Consider the following 22,021-nt stretch of genomic DNA (forward strand, 5'->3'; position numbering starts at 1 on the left):
TCAAACCCTAATTACCAGAGTCTGCTACCCATTTGAAGGGTCTGATGGATTGGGCCCACATCATGCACTCTCACCATTGCCGCCTTCGCCTGCACACAACGGCAGGCCACGGCGGCAGTACCCCATATACGAGCCTCTGGGTCAGGTTGGTGCAAAACATCTCCGATGAAGCGTTTCCTTGAGGGCCCAACCAAAACAGGGAAGCCTTCAGAGCAAATCCTCTCTAGATGCTTCAACAACATCAGATTTTGTTCAGTGGTTTTAGCAAAACCCAAGCCTGGGTCCCAAATCAACTGATCAGATCGAATACCAGCAGCCAAAGCTTGATCCGTTCGACGAAGTAGGCCAAGGCGAACCTCTTCAATCACATTGCTATAAGTGGCAAGTTGATCCATGGATTGACTGTTGCCACGGCTATGCATCAACACATAGGGACATCCTGCTTCGGCAACAACCCTCAGCAACTCAGGGTCACGCCTGCCGCCGCTGACATCATTAATCCAATCTGCACCTGCTTGCAGAGCCGCCTCCGCCACCTCCAAAAGGAATGTATCCACAGAGATCAACGCCTGCGGGTGAGCTGCACGTATTGCATGAAGAGCAGGCATCATTCTGTTCAGCTCCTCTTGCCAGCCAACCTCCTCGGCCTTAGGCCTCGTGCTCTGAGCACCAAGATCTAGTACATCAGCCCCTTCCTGTATAAGAAGAGTTGCCTGTGCTAGGGCACTAGCAGGCTCTAGATAATTGCCACCATCGCTAAAAGAATCGGGCGTGATATTAATCACACCCATCACGTTCGTTCGCTGTCCCCATTCCTGAGGCCAAGGAGATTTAACTGGTTTGATAATTGGCAATGCGCGCAAAACTCTCTGGGTCAAGGGAGGCACCACCCACCAACACTCCGTCGATATCACTCATTGCCATCAACTCATCAATATTTCCTGGTTTGACCGAACCGCCGTACTGAATGATTAGTTCTGAAGCACCGACCCAACGACGAATGAGGCCACAGATACGATTCGCCTCCGATGCTTCGCACGTCTTGCCCGTGCCAATGGCCCAGATGGGCTCATAAGCAACCACAAGCTTGTCTGGATCGGTGTCTTCGAGTCCCTGTTCCACCTGTCGTCGAATCACACGCTCAGCCTCTCCTCGTTCACGCTGCTCATCACTTTCACCCACGCAGACAATCGGGATCAGACCATGCGCTTGGGCTGAACGAGCACGACGGTTGATCTGTTCATCGCTCTCACTGAAGTATTTGCGTGGTTCACTATGCCCAACAATCGCGTATCGCACTTGATGCTCCAGAAGCATCGTTGGCGAAACCTCTGCGGTATAAGCACCATCATCCTCCCAATGCACATTCTGGCTTGACAATTCCAGACGAGTGCCGCCAACGGACTCTGCCATTGAGGAGATAGCGGTGAATGGTGGGGCAATCACTACATGACGGTCATTGGGAGTGGCTTCGATTAATGGCAGGAACATGGCCGTGTACTCCCGTGCCTGAGCACAGGTCATATGCATCTTCCAGTTGCCAGCGATCACGGGTTTACGCACGCTCGGGTCCTCTGAAGTTCCGCAGGGGCTAACTTACGGCCCTGTCGAAGCATTGCCGACAAAGACCGCCTCATCTGTGCCCAGTCGAACCCGGTTGCCTGAACTCAAATGGTGGCCACGCCTTGTTTCAACAGAGCCATTGACAAACACCTGCCCTGACTGGATCAGCTGTTTCGCCTCGCCTCCAGTGGCCACCCAGCCCTGCCATTTAAGAAATTGATCCAACTTCATTGAATAAGCAGAGCGTTCACGCAACTAGTGTGACTCGATGTTTTCCTCCTCCGAAGCCGGCTTCCGCAGACTGCTTCCCCTCTTACGCCCTCACCTGCGCAGGCTGATCTGGGGAGGTGTGTGCATGCTGATTTACGTAGGATGCTGGCCGCTACTGGCATGGCTTGCTGGGCAGCTGATTCCAGCGATCGGGGCAGGCAAGCTGGCCCAGGTCGTCCAAGTGATTGCCATAGCACTCACTGTTTTTCTGGTTCAAAAACTGGCTCAATTCGGACAGGACACCATGCTTGCCGGGCCAGCATTGCGAGTGAGCCAAGACCTGCGTCGTGATTTGTTTGCACAGCTGCAACAAGTCGAACTAGGGGCCCTCGAGAAACTGTCTTCAGGAGATCTGACCTATCGGCTCACTGAGGATGCCGATCGGGTGGGAGAAGTGATTTACAAGACCATTCAAGACACCACACCAAGTGCTCTGCAATTGGTAGCGGTATTTGGCTATATGGTTTTTCTTGACTGGCAACTATCACTAGCCACCCTGCTGCTAGCGCCAATGGTGGCGATCTTGGTAAGCCAGTTTGGTGCCAGAGTCATGAGAGCTGCCGAACGCAGCCAGCGTCAGGTGAGCGATCTTGCAGGGCTACTTGGTGAAGCAATCCAAGGGTTGCCTTTGGTGAGAGCCTTTGCTGCAGAACCCTGGCTTCAGAAGCGCTTTGATGCCGAAGTTGATCTTCATCGTCAAGCGCGATACCAAACCCTGCGTCTGCTAGCTCTACAGCATCCTGTCGTTGGCTTCATCGAAGCCGCTGGCATCCTCACAGTCTTGGCGATTGGTGCCGCTCGGATTCAAACCGGCGGAATGGATGGGCAAAGTTTCAGCAGCTATGTGGCTGCCTTGCTGATGCTGATCGATCCCATTAGCCACCTCACCACGAATTTCAATGAATTCCAGCAAGGCCAGGCCTCACTACGACGCCTGCGAGAAATTGAACGCGAACCACAGGAACCTCCTGACATTGACGAGGCTGAACCACTGGGTCGCTTAAAAGGTGATCTAGTGCTTCGTCACGTCAGTTTTGCCTATGTCAATGAGAAACAGGTGCTACACGATCTGTCTCTAGAAGTGAAGGCTGGCCAGACCGTTGCACTCGTGGGTCCATCTGGTGCTGGAAAGAGCACTCTGTTTTCATTACTTTTACGCTTCAACACGGCCCAGCAAGGAAAGATTCTTCTAGATGGTCATGAGCTCATCCAGGTCAAAGCCCAGGAGCTAAGACATCAGGTGGCCTTGGTGCCGCAACGAACAACAGTCTTCTCTGGCAGCGTCGAAGAAGCCATTCTTTTCGGTCGAAATGTGAGTAAAGAGAAGGTCAAAGAAGCAGCAATCCTTGCCAACGCTCACGATTTCATCATGTCCTTACCGGAAGGATATTCCACTCAATTGGAAGAACGCGGCACAAACCTTTCTGGTGGCCAACTGCAACGCATCGCCATTGCCAGAGCCGTGCTCGGCAATCCAGCCGTGCTGCTGTTAGATGAAGCCACTAGTGCACTAGACGCAGAAGCGGAAGCAGCGATACAACTTGGACTACGTCGTGCCATGCAAGGACGAACCGTTCTAGTGATTGCCCATCGTCTGGCAACTGTTCAGGAAGCCGATCAGATTGTTGTCTTAGAACAAGGACGTATCAGTGATCGTGGCAGCCATGACGAACTAATGGCCCGTACGGGACGCTATAGAGAGCTCTGCGAACGACAGTTCATTCGTGATTTGCAGAGTGTCTCAAAGAAAGACAAAGGGATTGTACGCATCCCATAGGATCAAGATCCAATCTTTGGTTCAATGCTAAAGATAATGCTCTGTTTCCCCTAACAATGGCTCCCAAATGGCCCTTAGGTAGGTCCAAAAGTACAAATGACACTCAAGAACAGAACTCAAACACAATGACTGACTCTGCCGCCAATAAATCTGACCCAGTGCTCACCTTCGAAGGCAAGCGCTACGACCTGAATGCACTACCAGATGAACTGAAGGAACTGATCCGTGGCATGCAAGTTGCTGATGCCCAACTACGCATGCACGAAGACACACTAAAAGTGCTGGCAGTAGGACGTCAGACTCTGGCAATGCAATTGAATGAAAAGCTCAAAGACGTCAGTCCTATGCCAGACGCGTCTTGAAGTGACGTTTTCAGCCTCACATCTACCCCTTTTTTAAATCGATAGTTTTTGTTTATGCCAAAGAATATTCGCTATCGCACTCACTAGTAAGCCCGTCAGGCTTAGAACAAGCATGAGCCCATAAGTGTATGAGCAACAGCCCAGACAAACCCTCGATCAGCAACAGGGATTGCACCAGCGAAACTTGAAATAGTGCCAGTGTCATCTCCATGGCCATGGTGACCCAATGTGGAGTCAGTAAATTCAGCGAGCTATTGATCTAGCCTCATAAAAGGCAAAGCCGAATGACCTGCATGATGAACAGCAATAGCATTGGCATATCAAGGGCATAAAGCCCACCCCTAATATCATCAAGCTGGCTGTAAGCAAGACAAGGATGACAATTGGTCAACCACAGATGAAAGTTTTACTCGAGTAAACTAAGTACAATAACACCTAAAAACAGATAGACTTAAAAGAATTAATTAGCTTTTCCAATAAAATCAATGCTGTCATCACTGACAATTAAGCAAAGAGCACCTATATTAATCTCAAAAAAATTGGCAACCATTATCAATTATTTTAAAGCTGCTCAAGATCTACGAACTTAAACAAATGCTGTTCAGCAGCCATTCCAGCAAAAGCATCTTTTTTCACTAACCTTTCACTCAATACCCACAAGCCATCATCAGCCAAGGGCACAAAAGTATCAGTGAACTGACTTAACCCACTGGTAGGCTCATTTGTTTTTGGGTCGTGGTATTGACTGCTGTAAGTATGACTTAGGTAGCCATAACCTGTATCCGTCGTACTTTTTGTAAAAATGGTCACCACTGTTCCGTGAATATGGCGATGAACCATCGTCACCACATCATTTTTGATCCGATAACGATCACCAAGATTTTTACCTCCAACGATCACTTCTAAGCCAACCTCATCGTTTTCACCTGCGGTAAAAGTGTTTTCACCATGGGTCTTTTCAAAACTGCGTCGTACTCGATGTATGGCAACTTCCCAAAGCTGGGAAGAGACAGCCTTAGCGATCAATTCATCTTCTATACCATCAATATGGGCCTTAAGATCTGCTCCCAACTCAAACTTCCCTTCCACGACACGATCATCCTTGACCCAGAGACACCGACCCCGATAACCAGAAAAGACCGGATCCCAGGTGTAGCGATTCTCATAAGCCGCCTGAAATAGTTCTCGACAATCACTACCAGGAGCCAAAACAATAGGGGAAGCGTTAGCGATCACGGCAAGAATTTCAGTTGAGCAAGCCTAATGGGAGATCAAACATGGATGTCTTGAAGCGCCGCTACGGATAATGACTGTTGTTGAAGTGCCGTAATTCCCTCAACAGCAGCTCGTGCTCCAGCAATCGTCGTAAGGGTAGGCACGGAGTAATCAAGAGCTGCTCGTCGCAAATATTTGTCGTCATGAGCGGCCTGACGGCCAATAGGTGTGTTGATCACCAACTGAATCTGACCAGAGCGAATCAAATCTTCGATATTGGGACGTCCCTCATGAACCTTAAGTACTGGCTGAACGTTCAATCCAGCCCGATTAAGGGCTTGAGCAGTTCCGGAGGTGGCCGTGAGATCAAAGCCAAGTTCAATCAGCCTTTCAGCGACAAGTATTAGTGCTGGCTTATCCCGGTCATGAGTAGAGAGAAAGACAGTGCCACGAATAGGGAGGGAATCACCAGCTGCAATTTCAGACTTGGCAAACGCCATGCCAAAACTGGAAGCTGAACCCATCACTTCTCCAGTGGACCGCATCTCCGGGCCAAGCACCGAATCGGCCCCAGGGAAACGACGGAATGGCAATACGGCTTCCTTGACAGACTGAAGAGGCGGTTGAGGCTCATGCGTAAGTCCAATAGCCGCCAAAGTCTCTCCTGCCATGAGCCTAGTTGCGATCCTGGCCAGGGGTACTCCTGTGGCTTTAGCCACAAAAGGAACGGTACGAGAAGCACGAGGGTTGGCCTCGATGATGAACACTTGTTCATCACCCGCTTCATCCCGCTGGACAGCGAACTGCAGATTGATCAACCCCTGAACTTTGAGCGCAAGGGCCAACGCTTCACTCCAGAGACGAATCGTGCGAAGGGCTTGCTCACCAAGAGAGATGGAGGGAAGGCAGCAAGCGGAATCACCAGAATGAATTCCAGCAGGCTCAATGTGTTCCATCAAACCGCCAATCACTACAACTCCATCAGAGTCACAGAGAGCGTCAACATCAACTTCCACAGCATTTTCCAGATACTGATCGATGAGCACTGGATGATCAGGTTCGACCTGAACCGCTTCAGCCATATAGCGATTCAACTCTTGTTCATCAAACACCACCTCCATGGCTCGGCCTCCAAGCACATAAGAGGGACGAACAACAACGGGATAACCAATGCGAAGTGCTACGGCTCGGGCATCTTTTTCACTGCGAGCCAAGCCATTACGTGGCTGGCGAATTTGAAGCTGCCGCAGGATCGCCTCGAACTGTTCACGATCTTCAGCCCGATCAATTGATTCTGGTGATGTACCCCATATCCGTGTGCCTGTTGACTTTCCGATCGAACTCTCTAGCCAACGAAGCAAGGGAATCGCCAACTTGAGTGGGGTCTGACCACCAAACTGAACAATGACACCATTAGGCCGTTCAGCCTCGATCACATTGAGTACATCCTCAAGAGTAAGAGGTTCGAAATAAAGTCTGTCACTGGTGTCATAGTCAGTGGAGACAGTTTCGGGATTACTGTTAACCATCACAGTGACAAATCCCTTGTCCTGCGAAGCAAATGAAGCATGGCAACAGCAATAGTCAAACTCAATTCCTTGGCCGATACGATTAGGACCGCCGCCAAGAATCATCACTTTTGCGCGGTTGTCTGTAACGACCTCACTTTCCGGCTCAAGTTTATACAATTGGTCATCAGAATCAAGACGGTACAGGGGTCGCTCATAAGTTGAATAATGATATGGAGTAGTAGATGAAAATTCGGCAGCGCAAGTATCGACTGTCTTAAAAACAGGTTTGATATTTAACAGTTCACGACGTGCACGTACAGCGAGCTCTTCAGAACCTGTCGCCCAAGCAATCTGACGATCGGAATAGCCAAGCTGCTTCAAGCAGAGTAGAGACTGCTGATCCAATTCATCTAATGTGCGGCCATGCAGATGCGTTGTCTCAATATTGATCATGTGGCGTAATTTGGCTAAAAACCAAATATCAATTTTGCTCAAAGCGTAAATATCATGGTCACTGCGTCCGGCCAACATCGCTGTTCTCACTGCCATGATCCGCTCAGGAGAAGGCGTGCGCAACAAACGCTCAATTTCTGTAGGCGTAAATTCTGGCTCTTGCCGATCACAACCCCAACCAGCCCGCCCAATTTCTAGAGAACGCATCGCTTTCTGAAAAGACTCTTCGAAACAGCGACCGATCGCCATTGCCTCTCCCACAGACTTCATTGCCGTAGAGAGAACAGCAGGGCTGCCCTTAAACTTCTCAAATGCAAATCGTGGAATCTTCGTGACAACATAATCAATTGTGGGTTCAAAACACGCTGGTGTCTTACCCGTGATGTCGTTGATAATTTCGTCAAGGGTATAACCAACAGCAAGACGAGCAGCAATCTTGGCAATTGGAAACCCCGTGGCCTTACTTGCCAGCGCTGATGATCGACTAACGCGCGGATTCATTTCAATAACAACCACCTCGCCATCATCTGGATTGATCGCGAACTGAATATTGCTACCCCCCGTAGCAACACCTATCTCACGAATAATGGCAATGGATTGATCTCTAAGCCTCTGATACTCACGATCGGTGAGAGTTTGCGCAGGAGCAACAGTGATTGAATCTCCTGTATGAACACCCATTGCATCGAGATTTTCAATGCTACAGACGATCACAACGTTATCCGCCAAATCACGCATCACCTCTAACTCGAACTCCTTCCAACCCAACAACGACTTTTCGATCAAGATCTGAGAAACCGGGCTGGCATCAAGACCGCTTTTGCAGATCGCTGCAAATTCTTCAGGGTTGTAAGCAATGCCACCACCACTGCCACCAAGAGTGAAGGCCGGTCGGATGATGCGCGGAAAACTATTAATCACTTCACCAACCTCTTCTGCCTCCTTGAGGCTGGAAGCAATCCCTGAAGGACAAACGTTGACTCCTATACGCTCCATCGCCTGCTTAAACAGCTGGCGATCTTCGGCCTTTCGAATTGCAGCTAGATCTGCACCGATCAACTCAACGCCAAAACGTTCGAGTGTGTGGTTTTCAGCCAATTCCACCGCCAAATTAAGAGCCGTCTGGCCGCCCATGGTTGGCAGCAACGCATCAGGGCGCTCTAACTCAATGACGCGAGTCACAACCTCGGGCGTGAGCGGCTCGATATAGGTGCGATCAGCCATCTCCGGATCCGTCATGATTGAGGCCGGATTGGAATTCACCAACACCACCTCAAAACCTTCATCCCGCAAGGCCTTACATGCTTGAGTGCCGGAATAATCAAATTCACAGGCCTGGCCAATCACGATCGGACCTGACCCCAGCAGAAGGATGCGACGCAGATCAGACCTACGGGGCATGGAATTTCGGGTGTTGGCCAAACGCGACTAGCTTCCCACGCAACGTCAGAGATAGCTCAGGGAAAACACCCAGGCGCCATGTAGTCGCTAGCTTGATGAGTACGGAGAGAGATCAAGACCATGAGCGAACTCCAGCGCCTTAAGGGGCAGCTGCCGCCAGAGATGCAGAGCTGGGTGTTCGTGGAGGCGGCAGCAGCGGTAGATCCACCGCTCATCACCCTCGAGGAAATCGGACGCGATGAGGTCGAGATCCAAATCGATCTCGAACAATGGGACAATTTCGCGCTCGACCATCGCAACTTGCTTTTTTGGCATGAAGTTGGTCGAGTCCAGAACGACACCATTCCTCGCGATGGCTGGGAAATGGCTGCTCTAGCCATCGGCCTCGGCGGTGCAATTGGTGAACTCTGGGTTCAAGACGGATTGTTGCTATTAATGGCCCTAGGTCTTTCGGGCTTCGCTGGATATCGGCTCTATTTAAAAAACAACTCTGAAAAGCGGCTTCAGGATGCAATCGCTGCCGATGAACGGGCTATTGATCTGGCCTGTCGTTTTAATTACAGCGTGCCGAATGCCTACAAGAGCCTTGGGGGAGCGCTAAAGGAGCTTGTGGAACAAACCCGCAAAAAGAAGAAGCGAAGCTTCTATGAAGATCGATTGGAAGCCCTTAGAAAAAGTGCTGAAAAAGCTCGAGCAGAGATGGCTGAACAGGAAGGATCTCGCCAATCCGTAAGCAGTGAGAACGTCTATGGATAGTGAACAGCTAGCAGAAATGGCCGCTGAAGCCTGCGACGATCGCAAAGCTACAGACATTCAACTGATCCGAATCGATGAGGTCTCCAGCCTGGCGGACTGGATGGTGATTGCCGGAGGACTGTCTGAAGTCCAAGTACGAGCAATTGCTAAATCTGTGGAAGATCGCCTTGAGGTAGAAGCCGATCGATTGCCATTGAGAAGCGAAGGTCTTAATGAAGGGAAATGGGCTCTGCTCGATTACGGCGAATTAATCGTGCATGTTCTACAGCCAAGCGAACGAGGCTTTTACGACCTGGAAGCCTTCTGGAGTCATGGAAAGCATCACGGCTTCATGAGCTCGAATCTCTCTCAAGCATCCTGAGACTTAAAAACACCACTTTGAATGAGTAGCAATTAACACCAACTCGAAGTTCCATTGCTTGGTTATTTGGCACGAACCATGGACTTCATCACAAGCTTCATCATCCAAGGGGGCGAGTCTCTGCCAGGCTCTCTGAAGCCCAAAAGTCTGCTTGAGCATGAATCTTCCAACCTGGTTCGGAAGCTCCCAGCGTTCGAGCACAACGCCTCTTGAAGTAAGCCTTAAGCGTGGCTCCAGCGTGGAGTCGATCCATCGCGTGCATGCTGTGGTTTGCGATGGGCGAGGGCGCGTCCTGATGCGAGCGGGTTGTGCAGACTTTGAAACCTTCATCCGTTCAGCTCTAAAGCCCTTTCAAGCACTGCCATTTTTGAGTAGTGGTGCAGCGGAGCAAATGAACTGTGGAGAAAAAGGATTAGCAATCTGCTGTGGATCCCATTCAGGGACACCCGCCCATGCCCGCGAAGCCTTCAGGTTGCTTTGGAATGCCGAGCTAGACCCAAGCCTGCTGCAATGCCCCATTCCAAGGGGAGGCACGAGCCCGCTAGAGCACAACTGCTCCGGGAAACATGCTGGCTTTCTTGCGACGAGCAAGAAAATGGGTTGGCCCCTTGATTCATACCTGCAAGGCAACCATCCTCTGCAAGTCGAAGTGAATCGACGCATAGCCGAACTGCTTGGGCTACCGGCCGACGAGCTCGTAGCTGCCAGGGATGACTGTGGAGCACCAACCCTTCGCCTACGGCTAGACCAAATCGCTCTGCTCTATGCCCATCTCGGGGCATCACGTCAGGCAGAAATGGAACAAGTGATCAGGGCGATGTTGGCCCATCCTGAACTCGTAGCAGGGGAAGGCCGATTTGACACTGAGCTCATGCGACGAGCTCACGGACAAATCGTGAGCAAGGGTGGAGCAGAAGGTGTCCAATGTCTAAGCCGCGTTGGTGAAGGGATGGGTGTAGCGATCAAAGTAGAAGACGGATCCAAACGAGCAAAACACGCTGTAGCGCTCCACCTACTTCGCCAACTTGATTGGCTCACCCCAACCGGACTGCAAGAATTAGAGGAACAGGTGTTGCTCATTGCTCCAGGTGTGCAGCTGGAAGTGGCCGGCGCTCTTCGATACCAGGAAACCTAAACAAAGACCAGGTTGCACAAGCCTCAAAAGGTATGCTTTGAGGGTCACCGCGGGGTAGAGCAGTCTGGTAGCTCGTCGGGCTCATAACCCGAAGGTCGGGAGTTCAAATCTCCCCCCCGCCACCTCTTAAAAGCCCCTCTCTGAGGGGTTTTTTAATGTCCTGGACTAGGAAATTCTAAAACTGACAGGAGTGAGCAAGCTGTCCCTAATCGCACAAGATAAACCCCAATAAACCAGTTTGGTGTGGTAGTTGCCTACCACAGTAAAAGCAGATCCCGGTACACTTAAGTGAGGAAAACAGCCATCAAAATGTTCAATGCCGAACATTTCGAGGTGTGCCTCTCAAGTTAGTGCCACATCAGCTAGAGGGGTCGAGAGGATGCCAAAAGGAACGCAGAAGAAGCTCAACGAGTTCGACACCTAGGCCAACGCTCTCGTTACCTCTAGGTGTCGGTTCCGGATGGTCAGGAGGAAACGGAACTATGTAATCCGGGTTCTCAACTACAAGCCCGTCTGGAACATAGTCATGCGCTACTGAAAAGCTAACCATCAACTTCTCACCTCTAGCCAATACCTATATCTCCTTAACTCACTCTCAGCACGTGAACTGAATATCACCATCTCTGATTCCATTTTTTTTATATTTCACGGCAAGTTGATGCCAATCCTCAGGGATTTGATTGAGGCGAATATCCCAAGCCAAAGGCAATCGTTGTTGGCCTGGTGAGATCTTATTTTTCTTGCTTCTAGTTCTTGCACTGCTCACCAGCCGTTTAAGTATGCGACTACCCCAGTGGCACTTTGGAGCGCCTTTGCCGTGATGGCGATAGCGCTGGCAGAAACGTTCATAGCGCTTGGCACAACCATCGAACGTTGCCGAGAGCATTAAAAAGGCATGGCTCCATTCACTGATGCCGTCTGATTGCAACCTGATGTAGTTGAAGTTTCATACAATTCAATCGATACTTGTGCATTCATCAGCCTTAGATTGTGCTATACATAAAGCATAGACAACTACATCTGATGTCAGAAGAACAACTCAAGGCATTTATTGCCAAAGTTCAAGCCGATGCTTCACTACAGGAACAGTTAAGGACAGAAGGAGCTGATGTTGTAGCCATTGCCAAAGCTGCAGGCTTCTCGATTACCACAGAAGACCTAAACTCTCATCGCCAAAATCTGTCTGATGATGAGCTGGAAGGTGTGGCTGGGGGAGGGGGGAAAATGACTGTACGCGGAAGAGACATGAGCTGTGGGTGTCAGGATTACTGGGAGGATGATTACTGACAAACAAACTGTCGCAGACATATATTCAGCTGTCCCTTGCAGCTGCCTCTGACAGGACATACCACAGCCTACACACTCAAAGCCCTTGCATTAGCAGGGGCTTTTTATTTCATCAACGACTTCCATATTTGCTTAAAACGGCATCCGATACCTGGCACCATTGACTTGCAAAAAGTTACCTTGATGTCTTATTTAGCAGGCAACAACCACCAATAGTTTTTCGTATTCATCACAAATTTGCCTCTAAATCCTTTTGCCCTAAAACTACTTATATTCCTAACTTAATCACCACAGTCTGAGAGTTTGATCTCCATCTCTGATTCCATTTGTTTTTCTAAATCTCACCGCAACCTGATGCCACTCCTCAGGGATTTGATTGAGGCGAACATCCCAATCCCATGGCAATCGTTGTTGGCCTGGTGAGATCTTATTTTTCTTGCTTCTAGTTCTTGCACTGCTCACCAGCCGTTTAAGTATGCGACTACCCCAGTGGCACTTTGGAGCGCCTTTGCTCTTATGGCGATAGCGCTGGCAGAAACGTTCATAGCGCTTGGCACAACCATCGAACGTTGCCGAGAGCATTAAAAAGGCATGGCTCCATTCACTGATGCCGTCTGATTGCAACCTGATGTAGTTGAAGTTTCATACAATTCAATCGATACTTGTGCATTCATCAGCCTTAGATTGTGCTATACATAAAGTATAGACAACTACATCTGATGTCAGAAGAACAACTCAAGGCATTTATTGCCAAAGTTCAAGCCGATGCTTCACTACAGGAACAGTTAAGGACAGAAGGAGCTGATGTTGTAGCCATTGCCAAAGCTGCAGGCTTCTCGATTACCACAGAAGACCTAAACTCTCATCGCCAAAATCTGTCTGATGATGAGCTGGAAGGTGTGGCTGGGGGAGGGGGAGGCTGTGACGGTATCAGGATTACTGACAAACAAACTGTCGCAGACAATACAATTGTCCCTTGCAGCTGCTTCCACCAGTGACATACCACAGCCTACACACTCAAAGCCCTTGCATTAGCAGGGGCTTTTTATTTCATCAACGACTTCCATATTTGCTTAAAACGGCATCCGATACCTGGCACCATTGACTTGCAAAAAGTTACCTTGATGTCTTATTTAGCAGGCAACAACCACCAATAGTTTTTCGTATTCATCACAAATTTACCTCTAAATCCTTTTGCCCTAAAACTACTTATATTCCTAACTTAATCACCACAGCAACAGACGTGAATCACCATCACGGATGCCATTCGTCTTGCGAAATCTCACCGCAACCTGATGCCACTCCTCTGGGATTTGATTGAGCCGAATATCAAAAGCAAAAGGGAGTTGCTGTTGACCTGGAGATATTCGCTTTCTCTTGCTTCTGTTGCTCCTGCTGCTCTGAACAAATCGCTTCAGCATCCGTGAACCCCAATGGCATTTGGCTCCTGCTTTGGCCTGATGGCGATACCGCTCGCAAAAGCGCTCATAACGCCTGGAACAGCCCTTCAGGCTTGATGCCAGTTGCAGGAAGCTGGGGTGCCACTCGCTGATGCCGTCTGATTGCAACCTGACGTAGTGGCCATAGTTGGAATAGGGGTCATAAAAGCCTTTCCTTACCCCAGCCGCTTTGGGATTGGCATGGATATACCTCAAGGTGTTCAACTCCCTTCTGTGGTCTTTGGGGTGGATCGGCGTTGAGAAATACCTGGCCTCCCAGAAGTGCCCACAACGGCCGCTCAAGCGGTTCAAGGCCATGGCGGAATACCAGGCGAACCAATGCATCAACCTCGGCAAATCCTTGGCATCGGTTGGCTTAACGAGCAAGTGAAGGTGGTTAGCCATCAAGCACAGCCCATACACCCTCACAGGAAACTTCTGCTGGGCTTTATTGAGCACTGCCAACAACACATCACGCCTAAGGGCTTTGGCAATTAAGAACTGCCGGCTATTGCAGCGCAGCGTGATATGGAAACTGCAGCCAGACGGTAGTAAGCGTTTTGCTCTCACCTTTGCCCTCATTTACTCAAACATCTACAGCCTCAGAGCTGTTATTCCACTGATCGCTAAATCACTCGTCGTCTGAGAGCACAGCCAGCTCAACCAAAGCTCTGCGGATCGATTCTTTTGGGCTGACGTAACCCTCGAACCTTCGCATTGAAGTCTTTTCCATAACTCTCTTGCATCATCAACGTGGTGATAGATCGTTCTGGTTTTTAAGAGAGCTGGCTCACCTTTTATCGGTCGACCTTTGATCACTTCAATGTGGCGTTCCAGGTAACTACGACCAAGGACATCTTTGAACTTGAGATACCAATAACCCTCAGGATCAGATAGCCAGTGCGTCTGGCCATGACGTGCAGCCCCAAGCATCGGGTATAGAGAACCAGTACTTACGTTCTACAGAAGAAGCCAGGTTTTTCATGAGTGCAAATGCCTAGCTCAGACAGCCTCGGAATAGCTAAGAACAGGAGAGCAGTTCCCCGGGCCAGAGTGGGGAGGGGGTTTTACTGTGGTAGTTAGGTGTGGTAGGCAGTTGAACCGACCCAGTCACTGCAAGGGAAGTCAGCCAAGAACGTCGGGCTCATAACCCGAAGGTCGGGAGTTCAAATCTCCCCCCCGCCACCACTTAAAAGCCCCTCTCTGAGGGGTTTTTTAATGTCCTGGACTAGGAAGTTCTAAAACTGACAGGAAGGCCCAACCTGTTCTAGTTGCCCCTATTTGCACCCAGTTTTAACGTTAACAGGGGCACTAAGTGCCCTTTACGGAAGGCTAAAAAGGGGCTTTAAGAGGCACATGGCACAAGGACGACCAAAAAGATCTCAGAGCACTTGGGACCGCTGTGTGGCCGATTTGAAGGCTACAGATGCCTAGCACCTTCTTGCCAATAAGATGCCTGAAAAGGCGTGTAATTGATAAAAGCAGGCTCTGAGAATAGTCATGCGCTACTGAACAGCTAACCTTCAACTTCTTGCCTCTAGCCAATACCTATATCTCCTCAACTCACTCTCAGAACGTGAACTGTATATCACCATCTCTGATTCCATTTGCCTTTCTAAATTTCATGGCAAGTTGATGCCACTCCTCTGGAATTTGATTGAGGCGAATATCCCAAGCCCAAGGCAATCGTTCTTGACCTGGTGAGATCCTCTTTTTCTTGCTTCTAGTTCTTGCACTGCTCACGAGCCGATTAAGCATGCGACTACCCCAATGGCACTTGGGAGCGCCTTTGCTCTTGTGGCGATAGCGCTGGCAGAAACGCCAAAGCGCTTAGCGCATCCATCCAGAGAGGCAGAGAGCTTACATCCAAAGATAATCTAATAGAGAGGCAGAGAGCTTTAAAATCAGAGCTCCATTCACTGAGGCCGTCTGTTCTCAAGCTGTTGTGGAAATTTCATACAATTCAATCGATACTTGAACTCATCAGCCTTAGGCTGGGCTATGCATATGCAACTAAAAACAAGTGTCAGAAGAACAACTCAAGGCATTCATCGCCAAAGTTCAAGGCGATAGTTCACTACAGGAACAGCTCAAGGCAGAAGGCGCTGATGTTGTTGCTATTGCCAAAGCTGCTGGTTTTACAATCAAACAACAGGATCTTAATGCTGCCGCTTCTGAACTGTCAGACGAAGAGCTGGAAGCCGCTAGCGGCGGAGGCGATACCGGCATCCAAGCGGTGCTGCACACGGCTGGATGTTACGGCGGGACCAAAATGTGCCGCGCATAGTGTATTCTGCTGCGCTATGCTAACACAAACGATGCAGCATAACCCACAGGCTACACACTCAAAGCCCTTGCATCTGCAGGGGCTTTTATTTCTTAATTAGATCTAAATTTTCGCCCAAATCGTTCTTCAATACCTGACACCATTGACTTGCAGAAAGTTGCCTTGATGTCTTCTTTGGCAGGTAAAAATCAGCAATAGCTTTTCGCATTCATGACAAATCTAACGTCAACTTTATCTACCAGAAAACTACTTATATTGCCCAACTAATCACCACAGCCTGAGGGTTTGATCGCCATCCCTGATTCCATTTGTTTTTCTAAATTTCACCGCAACTTGATGCTACTCGTCTGGGATTTGATTGAGCCGAACATCAAAAGCAAAAGAGAGTTGCTGTTGACCTGGTGATATTCGATTTCTCTTGCTTCTGTTGCTCCTGCTGCTCTGAACAAATCGCTTCAGCATCCGTGAGCCCCAATGGCATTTGGCTCCTGCTTTGGCGTGATGGCGATACCGCTCGCAAAAGCGCTCATAACGCCTGGAACAGCCCTTCAGGCTTGATGCCAGTTGCAGGAAGCTGGGGTGCCACTCGCTGATGCCATCACACGCCAACCTGCCGTAGTGCCCATAGTTGGAGTAGGGATCAAAGAATCCTTTCCTTACCCCTGCTGCTTTGGGATTGGCATGGATATACCTCAAGGTATTCAGCATTCGCCGGTGATCTTTGGGATGGATTGGCGTTGAGAAATACCTGGCCTCCCAGAAATGCCCACAACGACCGCTCAAGCGGTTCAAGGCCATGGCGGAGTACCACGCAAACCAATGCATCAACCTCGGCAGCTCCTTGGCATCGGTTGGCTTGATGAGCAAGTGAAGGTGGTTAGCCATCAGGCAGAGCCCATACACCCTCACAGCAAATTTCTGCTTGGCCTTTTTAAGTACCGCCAACAACACATCACGCCTAAGGCCTTTGGCAATTAAGAATTGCCTGCTATTGCAGCGCAGCGTGATATGAAAACTGCAGCCAGATGGCAGTAAGCGTTTTGCTCTCACCTTTGCCCTCATTTGCTCGAACATCTACAGCCTCAGAGCTGTTATTCCACTGATCGCTAAATCACTCGTCGTCTGAGAGCACAGCCAGCTTCACCAAAGCTCTGCGGATAAATTCTTTTGGGCTGACGTGACCCTCCAACCTTCGCGTTGAAGTCTTTTCCATGACTCTCTCGCATCATCAACGTGGTGATAAATCGTTCTGGTTTTTAAGAGAGCTGGTTCACCTTTTATCGGTCGACCTTTGATCACTTCAATGCGACGATCCAGATAACTACCACCTAAGACATCTTTGAACTTGAGGTACCAATACCCCTCAGGGTCAGATAGCCAGTGCGTCTGGCCATGTCGTGCAGCCCCCAGCATCGAGCGTCATCGATTAGTACTCATGTTCTACAGCAAGAGCCTCGGAATAGCTAAGGCAAGAGAGCTGATCCCCGGGCCAGAGTGGGGAGGGGGCAAGTATCGCAGGGGCACTTAAGGGGGGCACCTATAATTTCGGCCCTCTGATACCAATGGGTCTGACAATACTTCTTCGTGCTCATAACCCGAAGGTCGGGAGTTCAAATCTCCCCCCCGCCACCAAATAAGACCCCTGTCCAGCAGGGGTCTTTTAGTTTCTGGAACTTGGTCTGGGGCCTTTAATGGAAATAATTTTGCAGGCTTTTGTAGATCCTATCCCTCACAATTTTGCGCGTGATTATCACTAGACGCTGAATTACGGGGAATTTCGGCAATCCCTTGATTTACATTTTCGTCGTTTTTCATATCCTGTAGGTCATCCCAGCCATATTTAATCCCTTTATAATTCCAATGACCGGAAAAAATAGCATAATGCTGAATACCATGGTAATTATCTGGCTGATCAGCGGCCCAGTTAGTGAAATCAACTGAAGCTCCACTTGCCCATTTGAATACACCCTCATGAGCCGAATCTGTAAGTCCAATCCACTTACCTATATAGTCAAAATTTTCTGCTAGCCATTTATTTTCTTCCTCATCATTGATCGTTACTAGGTGACCACCTAACTTCACTGCATTGGCTTCGGCTTCTACCCAACTGGGTCCATCTACGATGGTATAAAAACTATTACCTCTTTCAAGGATTTCTCTGCCGGGCTTAACTTTTTTCCTTAACTCGCTCAAACGATGCTTGCTGGAATCAGATAATGAATCACACATAACAAATGCTTTTGAACCAGTGCCTAACGTTTGCCTAGTAACTCCTACTGTGCAAGTTGCTAGATAGACTCCATCAGCACTCTCAAGCGTGCAATCCTTCTGTTTTGCAAACGCTTCAACCTCAGAGATATCATTACTTTTGCGTCCTACTTGAGAGATCACCAAGGCATTAAATTGAGCTTTCTCCCTATTGAGTGATCTGCGTTGAGTACGACCTACCTGCATGGAGATTTTCATCAAGGGAACAGTAATCATCCCCATGATTACGGCTGTTATAAGAACAGATGTAAGGGTGTAGCCATTAGGGGCGCAAAAACCATTCTTAGAGCCTCTGCCAGACAGACCTTGCGTTATGAGCCATGCAATTCCGCACCCAGCATTTTTCGCTAAGCATGATTTGTCTTGAATACTGCGCGTTCTAGGCATAACTGCCTACCCAGGCAGAAGAATCACCTGGGCTTAAGGTTTTCTTAATATAGCAATGACTGCGTGAAAATAGGAATACTCGCTTCTTGGCTGTTGGGAATGGGGCTTTTCTACGTACCCGGTTTAAATACCCGGTCAAAAATTTGCGTCAGTGACCCACTGGGATCTGCCCCTGTCTATTCGGGCTCATAACCCGAAGGTCGGGAGTTCAAATCTCCCCCCCGCCACCACTTAAAAGCCCCTCTCTGAGGGGTTTTTTAATGTCCTGGACTAGGAAGTTCTAAAACAGACAGGAAGGCCCAACCTGTTCTAGTTGCCCCTATTTGCACCCAGTTTTACCGTTAACGTGGGCACAAGTGCCCCTGTACGGAAGGCTAAAAAGGGGCTTTAAGAGGCACATGGCAGCAGGACGACCTAAAAGATCGCAGAGCACTTGGGACCGCCTTGTAGGCGATTTGAAAGCCACAGATACCTGGCACCTTCTTACCAATAAGATGCTTGAAAAGGCGTGTAGTTGATAGAAGCAGGCTCTAAGAATAGTTAAATGCGACTGAAAAGCTAACCATCAACTTCTCGCCTCTAACCAATACCTATATCTCCTCAACTCACTCTCAGAATCTGAACTTAATATCACCATCCCTGATTCCGTCTGTTTTTCTAAACTTCACGGCAAGTTGATGCCACTCCTCGGGAATTTGGTTGAGGCGAATATCCCAAGCCCAAGGCAATCGTTGTTGACCTGGAGAAACACTATTCTTCTTGCTTCTAGTTCTTACACTGCTCACCAGCCGTTTAAGCATGCGACTACCCCAGTGGCATTTGGGAGCAGCTTTACTGTGATGGCGATAGCGCTGGCAGAAGCGCTCATAGCGCTTGGCACAACCATCGAGCGTTGCCGAGAGCCTTAAAAAGGCAGGGCTCCATTCACTGATGCCGTCTGATTGCAGCCTGCTGTAGTGAAAGCTTCATACAATTCAATCGATGCTTAAACTCATCAGCCTTAGATTGGTCTATAGATAAAGAATAGACAACTACATCTGATGTCAGAAGAACAACTGAAGGCATTCATCGCCAAGGTTCAAGGCGATACTTCACTGCAGGAACAGCTCAAAGCAGAAGGTGCTGATGTTGTAGCCATTGCCAAAGCTGCTGGGTTCTCGATTACCACAGAAGACCTAAACACTCATCGTCAAACCCTGTCTGATAGAGAGCTTGAGGGTGTGGCTGGGGGCACTACTGCTTTCACTGGGGTAGACACTGAAAGCATTGCATTTTGCTGCAGTTGATTTAACCAGCCTACACACTCAAAGCCCTTGCATTAGCAGGGGCTTTTTATTTCCTCAACGACTTCCATATTCGCTTAAAATGGCATCCGATACCTGGCACAATTGACTTGCAGAAAGTTGCCTTGATGTCTTCTTTAGCAGGCAACAACCACCAATAGTTTTTCGTATTCATCACAAATTTACCTCTAAATCCTTTTGCCCTAAAACTACTTATATTCCTAACTTAATCACCACAGCCTGAGAGTTTGATCTCCATCTCTGATTCCATTCGTCTTGCTAAATCTCACCGCAACCTGATGCCAATCCTCAGGGATTTGGTTGAGGCGAATATAAAACGCAAACGGTATTCGTAATTGACCTGGAGAAACCCTCTTTTTTCCTGCTTCTAGTTCTTGAATGAATGACTAGCCGTTTAAGCATGCGACTACCCCAATGGCACTTGGTAGCAGCTTTACTGTGATGGCGATACTTCTGGCAAAGCCGCCCTGATTCTCCAAACAGGGTTTCGTTTTGCGGTGAACGGCGCCTATAGCCGTGGCAGGAAGGTTCATCCTGCGAATACGCCTCCGTTTCTACAATCACGCCCCAGAGCAAACGTCCATCTGCTTGGCGTTTGACCAAACGGCAGCCCACCAATTCAGGTCCCACCATCTCGGCAGGAAGGCAGAAGAAGGTCTTGGGTAGAGCGGGGAAATCCTTGGCGATGAGCTGGCTGGCTATGGGAGTGGCTGAAGCAACAACCTTCTTCAACCAAGGCTGACAATGCTGCTTGCAGAAGAGACAATTGAATTATCTATTCCCTTCTTTCAGATGTCAGAAGAGCAACTCAAAGCGTTCCTCGAAAAAGTCAAAGCAGACACCAGCCTGCAGGAGAAGCTGAAAGCAGCTGCTGATTCAGACGCAGTTCTTGTGATTGCGAAAGACGCTGGCTTTAGCATCTCTGCTGATGACTTGAAGAACGCTCAATCAGAGATTTCTGAAGAAGAGCTTGAAAGCGTCGCTGGGGGTGCCGGGGTAACTGAAGCCACAATTGACGCTGGGGGCGGCTGCACATTCAATCCCTGCTGCCGCTGAGAACTTTAAGAGCTGTGATGGAAATTACACCCTCAAAAGCCCCTGAATTGACAGGGACTTTCTATTTCATCAACGACTTCCATATTCGCTTTAAACGGCATCCGATACCTGGCACCATTGCCTTGCAGAAAGTTGCCTTGATGCTTTATTTAGCAGGTAAAAATCATCAATAGTTTTTCGCATTCATCATAAATTCACCTTCAACTTCTTTTACCCTAAAACTACTTATATTCCTAACTTAATCACCACAGCAACAGACGTGAATCACCATCACGGATGCCATTCGTCTTGCGAAATCTCACCGCAACCTGATGCCACCCCTCTGGGATTTGATTGGGGCGAACATCAAAAGCAAAAGGGAGTTGCTGTTGACCTGGTGATATTCGATTTCTCTTGCTTCTGTTGCTCCTGCTGCTCTGAACAAATCGCTTCAGCATCCTTGAGCCCCAATGGCACTTAGCTACCCCTTTGCTGTGATGGCGATACTTTTGGCAGAACCGCTCATATCGCCTGGAGCATCCATCGAGCGTTGCCGAGAGCTTTAAAAAGGCAGGGCTCCATTCACTGATGCCGTCTGCTTGCAACCTGCCGTAGTGGCCATAGTTGGAATAGGGGTCATAAAAACCTTTCCTTAGCCCTGTTGCTTTGGGATTGGCATGGATATACCTCAAGGTATTCAGCATTCGCCGGTGATCTTTTGGGTGGATAGGCGTTGAGAAATACCTGGCCTCCCAGAAGTGCCCATAACGACCGTTCAAGCGGTTCAAGGCCATGGTTGACGCTCTTTAACCAAGCGACAGCTACCCGCCCCTTCGGGGGTCTTTTTTTGCCCTTCTTGAACAAGCGTTAATGCTGGTTGTACTTGTATTCATCGATACTCAAGATGGAACCAGCTGTTTTGACAACGGTGGTTTTTTCGCAAGCGATCCAAACCAAACCTCTCACTTATACGTCGCCTGCGGCACGTGAACGTGAAATTTACTTCTCATCTGCAAGGAATTTGGCCAACGCTCAGTTTCAACTGGCTGATGCTGAGCTGACGCAGAGGTTATGGCAGGACGTGAGCGATCGCGATCTTGATGTGGATCGGGTGCTCAACTTGATGTATGGCTGCTGGTTCCACGACGATGCGGAAGCGATGATCGATGCAGACGAGGCTTATCTCCAGAGCGGACGTGCGGAAACTTGA

At 49.1% G+C, this 22,021-nt stretch carries 25 protein-coding genes, 1 tRNA gene and 3 pseudogenes; 13 read left to right on the plus strand and 16 right to left on the minus strand.

From position 1 onward, the window contains the following. Positions 1-11: 11 nt before the first annotated feature. The 3 genes from folP to AKG35_RS04255 are packed head-to-tail and all read right to left on the minus strand — an operon-like array spanning position 12 to position 1,794. Entirely contained in the window at positions 12-878 is an 867-nt protein-coding gene (folP, locus tag AKG35_RS04245; RefSeq protein ID WP_011130194.1) for a dihydropteroate synthase, read from the minus strand. Beyond that, positions 832-1,563: a triose-phosphate isomerase gene (tpiA, locus tag AKG35_RS04250; protein WP_011130195.1), complete on the minus strand. Its 732-nt coding sequence runs from the start codon at positions 1,561-1,563 to the stop codon at positions 832-834. Before tpiA ends, folP begins: the two co-directional genes overlap by 47 nt. Positions 1,564-1,596: 33 nt before the next feature. Further along, positions 1,597-1,794, minus strand: coding sequence for an RNA-binding S4 domain-containing protein (locus tag AKG35_RS04255; protein WP_041384988.1), 198 nt, complete (start codon positions 1,792-1,794; stop codon positions 1,597-1,599). A gap of 37 nt (positions 1,795-1,831) precedes the next feature. Here AKG35_RS04255 and AKG35_RS04260 point away from each other — a divergent pair, with 37 nt between their 5' ends. Next, positions 1,832-3,610 carry an ABC transporter ATP-binding protein gene (locus AKG35_RS04260; RefSeq protein ID WP_011130197.1) on the plus strand — a complete coding sequence of 593 codons (1,779 nt, stop codon included), beginning with the start codon at positions 1,832-1,834 and terminating at the stop codon, positions 3,608-3,610. Positions 3,611-3,735: 125 nt separating this feature from the next. Continuing rightward, positions 3,736-3,972, plus strand: a complete 237-nt coding sequence (locus AKG35_RS04265; RefSeq protein ID WP_196757459.1) for a DUF6447 family protein — start codon at positions 3,736-3,738, stop codon at positions 3,970-3,972. Between the two features lie 561 nt (positions 3,973-4,533). Here AKG35_RS04265 and AKG35_RS04270 read toward each other — a convergent pair. Both AKG35_RS04270 and carB read right to left on the minus strand, forming a co-directional pair. Next, positions 4,534-5,208 carry a DUF3386 domain-containing protein gene (locus AKG35_RS04270; protein WP_011130199.1) on the minus strand — a complete coding sequence of 225 codons (675 nt, stop codon included), beginning with the start codon at positions 5,206-5,208 and terminating at the stop codon, positions 4,534-4,536. A gap of 35 nt (positions 5,209-5,243) precedes the next feature. Further along, entirely contained in the window at positions 5,244-8,552 is a 3,309-nt protein-coding gene (gene carB / locus AKG35_RS04275; RefSeq protein ID WP_011130200.1) for a carbamoyl-phosphate synthase large subunit, read from the minus strand. A 120-nt stretch (positions 8,553-8,672) separates the two neighbouring features. Here carB and AKG35_RS04280 point away from each other — a divergent pair, with 120 nt between their 5' ends. The 4 genes from AKG35_RS04280 to AKG35_RS04295 all read left to right on the plus strand — a co-directional run bounded on the left by AKG35_RS04280 (position 8,673) and on the right by AKG35_RS04295 (position 10,926). Then, the gene (locus AKG35_RS04280) at positions 8,673-9,308 is read left to right on the plus strand and encodes a DUF3318 domain-containing protein (RefSeq protein WP_011130201.1); all 636 of its coding nucleotides are present in this window, start codon (positions 8,673-8,675) and stop codon (positions 9,306-9,308) included. Continuing rightward, positions 9,301-9,669 (plus strand): ribosome silencing factor, encoded by a 369-nt coding sequence (gene rsfS, locus AKG35_RS04285; RefSeq protein WP_041384343.1) that lies wholly within the window; start codon positions 9,301-9,303, stop codon positions 9,667-9,669. The genes AKG35_RS04280 and rsfS overlap by 8 nt, the downstream gene beginning before the upstream one ends. A 157-nt stretch (positions 9,670-9,826) precedes the next feature. Next, positions 9,827-10,804, plus strand: coding sequence for an asparaginase (locus AKG35_RS04290; protein ID WP_011130203.1), 978 nt, complete (start codon positions 9,827-9,829; stop codon positions 10,802-10,804). A 48-nt stretch (positions 10,805-10,852) separates the two neighbouring features. Next, a tRNA-Met gene (locus AKG35_RS04295) sits at positions 10,853-10,926 on the plus strand. Between the two features lie 236 nt (positions 10,927-11,162). On the opposite strand, the gene AKG35_RS12750 is transcribed toward AKG35_RS04295, so the two are convergent. Continuing rightward, on the minus strand, positions 11,163-11,354 hold the full coding sequence (locus AKG35_RS12750) for a hypothetical protein (RefSeq protein WP_157859809.1): 192 nt from the start codon (positions 11,352-11,354) through the stop codon (positions 11,163-11,165). 45 nt (positions 11,355-11,399) lie between these two features. Then, positions 11,400-11,690 (minus strand): hypothetical protein, encoded by a 291-nt coding sequence (locus AKG35_RS04300; protein ID WP_236069656.1) that lies wholly within the window; start codon positions 11,688-11,690, stop codon positions 11,400-11,402. A gap of 137 nt (positions 11,691-11,827) precedes the next feature. Here AKG35_RS04300 and AKG35_RS04305 point away from each other — a divergent pair, with 137 nt between their 5' ends. Further along, on the plus strand, positions 11,828-12,091 hold the full coding sequence (locus AKG35_RS04305) for a Nif11-like leader peptide family natural product precursor (RefSeq protein WP_011130205.1): 264 nt from the start codon (positions 11,828-11,830) through the stop codon (positions 12,089-12,091). A 285-nt stretch (positions 12,092-12,376) separates the two neighbouring features. On the opposite strand, the gene AKG35_RS04315 is transcribed toward AKG35_RS04305, so the two are convergent. Further along, on the minus strand, positions 12,377-12,673 hold the full coding sequence (locus tag AKG35_RS04315; protein WP_236069657.1) for a hypothetical protein: 297 nt from the start codon (positions 12,671-12,673) through the stop codon (positions 12,377-12,379). A 137-nt stretch (positions 12,674-12,810) separates the two neighbouring features. Here AKG35_RS04315 and AKG35_RS04320 point away from each other — a divergent pair, with 137 nt between their 5' ends. After that, entirely contained in the window at positions 12,811-13,089 is a 279-nt protein-coding gene (locus AKG35_RS04320) for a Nif11-like leader peptide family natural product precursor (RefSeq protein WP_011130207.1), read from the plus strand. Between the two features lie 228 nt (positions 13,090-13,317). On the opposite strand, the gene AKG35_RS04325 is transcribed toward AKG35_RS04320, so the two are convergent. Together AKG35_RS04325 and AKG35_RS04330 are read right to left on the minus strand one after the other, a co-directional pair. Beyond that, positions 13,318-14,112 (minus strand): transposase, encoded by a 795-nt coding sequence (locus tag AKG35_RS04325; RefSeq protein WP_011130208.1) that lies wholly within the window; start codon positions 14,110-14,112, stop codon positions 13,318-13,320. A 12-nt stretch (positions 14,113-14,124) separates the two neighbouring features. Beyond that, entirely contained in the window at positions 14,125-14,463 is a 339-nt protein-coding gene (locus tag AKG35_RS04330; protein WP_011130209.1) for a DUF1651 domain-containing protein, read from the minus strand. A 1,090-nt stretch (positions 14,464-15,553) separates the two neighbouring features. Between AKG35_RS04330 and AKG35_RS04345 the strand changes: the two genes are divergently transcribed. Next, the gene (locus AKG35_RS04345; RefSeq protein ID WP_011130210.1) at positions 15,554-15,817 is read left to right on the plus strand and encodes a Nif11-like leader peptide family natural product precursor; all 264 of its coding nucleotides are present in this window, start codon (positions 15,554-15,556) and stop codon (positions 15,815-15,817) included. A gap of 267 nt (positions 15,818-16,084) precedes the next feature. Here the strand turns inward: AKG35_RS04345 and AKG35_RS04350 are convergent. From AKG35_RS04350 to AKG35_RS13465, 4 genes and pseudogenes are all read right to left on the minus strand, one after another. Then, positions 16,085-16,879, minus strand: a pseudogene (locus AKG35_RS04350) (transposase). A 78-nt stretch (positions 16,880-16,957) separates the two neighbouring features. After that, positions 16,958-17,230, minus strand: a complete 273-nt coding sequence (locus AKG35_RS04355) for a DUF1651 domain-containing protein (protein ID WP_011130212.1) — start codon at positions 17,228-17,230, stop codon at positions 16,958-16,960. 309 nt (positions 17,231-17,539) lie between these two features. Continuing rightward, a complete protein-coding gene (locus AKG35_RS04360) occupies positions 17,540-18,301 on the minus strand; it encodes a C-type lectin domain-containing protein (RefSeq protein WP_157859810.1) in 762 nt (253 codons plus the stop codon). 782 nt (positions 18,302-19,083) lie between these two features. Next, positions 19,084-19,272, minus strand: a complete 189-nt coding sequence (locus tag AKG35_RS13465) for a hypothetical protein (protein ID WP_236069658.1) — start codon at positions 19,270-19,272, stop codon at positions 19,084-19,086. A 240-nt stretch (positions 19,273-19,512) separates the two neighbouring features. Between AKG35_RS13465 and AKG35_RS04365 the strand changes: the two genes are divergently transcribed. Next, a complete protein-coding gene (locus AKG35_RS04365) occupies positions 19,513-19,758 on the plus strand; it encodes a Nif11-like leader peptide family natural product precursor (protein WP_011130214.1) in 246 nt (81 codons plus the stop codon). 227 nt (positions 19,759-19,985) lie between these two features. Here AKG35_RS04365 and AKG35_RS13750 read toward each other — a convergent pair. After that, a pseudogene (locus AKG35_RS13750) lies at positions 19,986-20,508 on the minus strand (DNA-3-methyladenine glycosylase). 60 nt (positions 20,509-20,568) lie between these two features. On the opposite strand from AKG35_RS13750, the gene AKG35_RS04370 reads away from it, so the two are divergent. Both AKG35_RS04370 and AKG35_RS12760 read left to right on the plus strand, forming a co-directional pair. Further along, positions 20,569-20,832, plus strand: coding sequence for a Nif11-like leader peptide family natural product precursor (locus AKG35_RS04370; RefSeq protein WP_080502879.1), 264 nt, complete (start codon positions 20,569-20,571; stop codon positions 20,830-20,832). Between the two features lie 17 nt (positions 20,833-20,849). After that, the gene (locus AKG35_RS12760) at positions 20,850-21,005 is read left to right on the plus strand and encodes a hypothetical protein (protein ID WP_157859811.1); all 156 of its coding nucleotides are present in this window, start codon (positions 20,850-20,852) and stop codon (positions 21,003-21,005) included. A gap of 69 nt (positions 21,006-21,074) precedes the next feature. Here the strand turns inward: AKG35_RS12760 and AKG35_RS04375 are convergent. After that, positions 21,075-21,611: pseudogene (locus AKG35_RS04375) on the minus strand (hypothetical protein); the annotation flags it as partial. A gap of 104 nt (positions 21,612-21,715) precedes the next feature. On the opposite strand from AKG35_RS04375, the gene AKG35_RS04380 reads away from it, so the two are divergent. Next, complete coding sequence (locus AKG35_RS04380) at positions 21,716-22,021, plus strand: hypothetical protein (RefSeq protein ID WP_011130218.1); 306 nt, start codon at positions 21,716-21,718, stop codon at positions 22,019-22,021.

It is taken from the genome of Prochlorococcus marinus str. MIT 9313 (genome assembly GCF_000011485.1).
Lineage (GTDB): Bacteria > Cyanobacteriota > Cyanobacteriia > PCC-6307 > Cyanobiaceae > Prochlorococcus > Prochlorococcus marinus_D.

What these genes read in the sequence shown, in the direction of transcription:
- AKG35_RS04255 (WP_041384988.1), bottom strand. Translation starts at nt 1,794, where the DNA reads ATGAAGTTGGATCAATTTCTTAAATGGCAGGGCTGGGTGGCCACTGGA.
- AKG35_RS04260 (WP_011130197.1), top strand. Translation starts at nt 1,832, where the DNA reads ATGTTTTCCTCCTCCGAAGCCGGCTTCCGCAGACTGCTTCCCCTCTTA.
- AKG35_RS04265 (WP_196757459.1), top strand. Translation starts at nt 3,736, where the DNA reads ATGACTGACTCTGCCGCCAATAAATCTGACCCAGTGCTCACCTTCGAA.
- carB (WP_011130200.1), bottom strand. Translation starts at nt 8,552, where the DNA reads ATGCCCCGTAGGTCTGATCTGCGTCGCATCCTTCTGCTGGGGTCAGGT.
- AKG35_RS04280 (WP_011130201.1), top strand. Translation starts at nt 8,673, where the DNA reads ATGAGCGAACTCCAGCGCCTTAAGGGGCAGCTGCCGCCAGAGATGCAG.
- rsfS (WP_041384343.1), top strand. Translation starts at nt 9,301, where the DNA reads ATGGATAGTGAACAGCTAGCAGAAATGGCCGCTGAAGCCTGCGACGAT.
- AKG35_RS04290 (WP_011130203.1), top strand. Translation starts at nt 9,827, where the DNA reads ATGAATCTTCCAACCTGGTTCGGAAGCTCCCAGCGTTCGAGCACAACG.
- AKG35_RS12750 (WP_157859809.1), bottom strand. Translation starts at nt 11,354, where the DNA reads ATGGTTAGCTTTTCAGTAGCGCATGACTATGTTCCAGACGGGCTTGTA.
- AKG35_RS04300 (WP_236069656.1), bottom strand. Translation starts at nt 11,690, where the DNA reads ATGCTCTCGGCAACGTTCGATGGTTGTGCCAAGCGCTATGAACGTTTC.
- AKG35_RS04305 (WP_011130205.1), top strand. Translation starts at nt 11,828, where the DNA reads ATGTCAGAAGAACAACTCAAGGCATTTATTGCCAAAGTTCAAGCCGAT.
- AKG35_RS04315 (WP_236069657.1), bottom strand. Translation starts at nt 12,673, where the DNA reads ATGCTCTCGGCAACGTTCGATGGTTGTGCCAAGCGCTATGAACGTTTC.
- AKG35_RS04320 (WP_011130207.1), top strand. Translation starts at nt 12,811, where the DNA reads ATGTCAGAAGAACAACTCAAGGCATTTATTGCCAAAGTTCAAGCCGAT.
- AKG35_RS04325 (WP_011130208.1), bottom strand. Translation starts at nt 14,112, where the DNA reads ATGAGGGCAAAGGTGAGAGCAAAACGCTTACTACCGTCTGGCTGCAGT.
- AKG35_RS04330 (WP_011130209.1), bottom strand. Translation starts at nt 14,463, where the DNA reads ATGCTTGGGGCTGCACGTCATGGCCAGACGCACTGGCTATCTGATCCT.
- AKG35_RS04355 (WP_011130212.1), bottom strand. Translation starts at nt 17,230, where the DNA reads ATGCTGGGGGCTGCACGACATGGCCAGACGCACTGGCTATCTGACCCT.
- AKG35_RS04360 (WP_157859810.1), bottom strand. Translation starts at nt 18,301, where the DNA reads ATGATTACTGTTCCCTTGATGAAAATCTCCATGCAGGTAGGTCGTACT.
- AKG35_RS13465 (WP_236069658.1), bottom strand. Translation starts at nt 19,272, where the DNA reads ATGCTTAAACGGCTGGTGAGCAGTGTAAGAACTAGAAGCAAGAAGAAT.
- AKG35_RS04365 (WP_011130214.1), top strand. Translation starts at nt 19,513, where the DNA reads ATGTCAGAAGAACAACTGAAGGCATTCATCGCCAAGGTTCAAGGCGAT.
- AKG35_RS04370 (WP_080502879.1), top strand. Translation starts at nt 20,569, where the DNA reads ATGTCAGAAGAGCAACTCAAAGCGTTCCTCGAAAAAGTCAAAGCAGAC.
- AKG35_RS12760 (WP_157859811.1), top strand. Translation starts at nt 20,850, where the DNA reads ATGGAAATTACACCCTCAAAAGCCCCTGAATTGACAGGGACTTTCTAT.
- AKG35_RS04380 (WP_011130218.1), top strand. Translation starts at nt 21,716, where the DNA reads ATGGAACCAGCTGTTTTGACAACGGTGGTTTTTTCGCAAGCGATCCAA.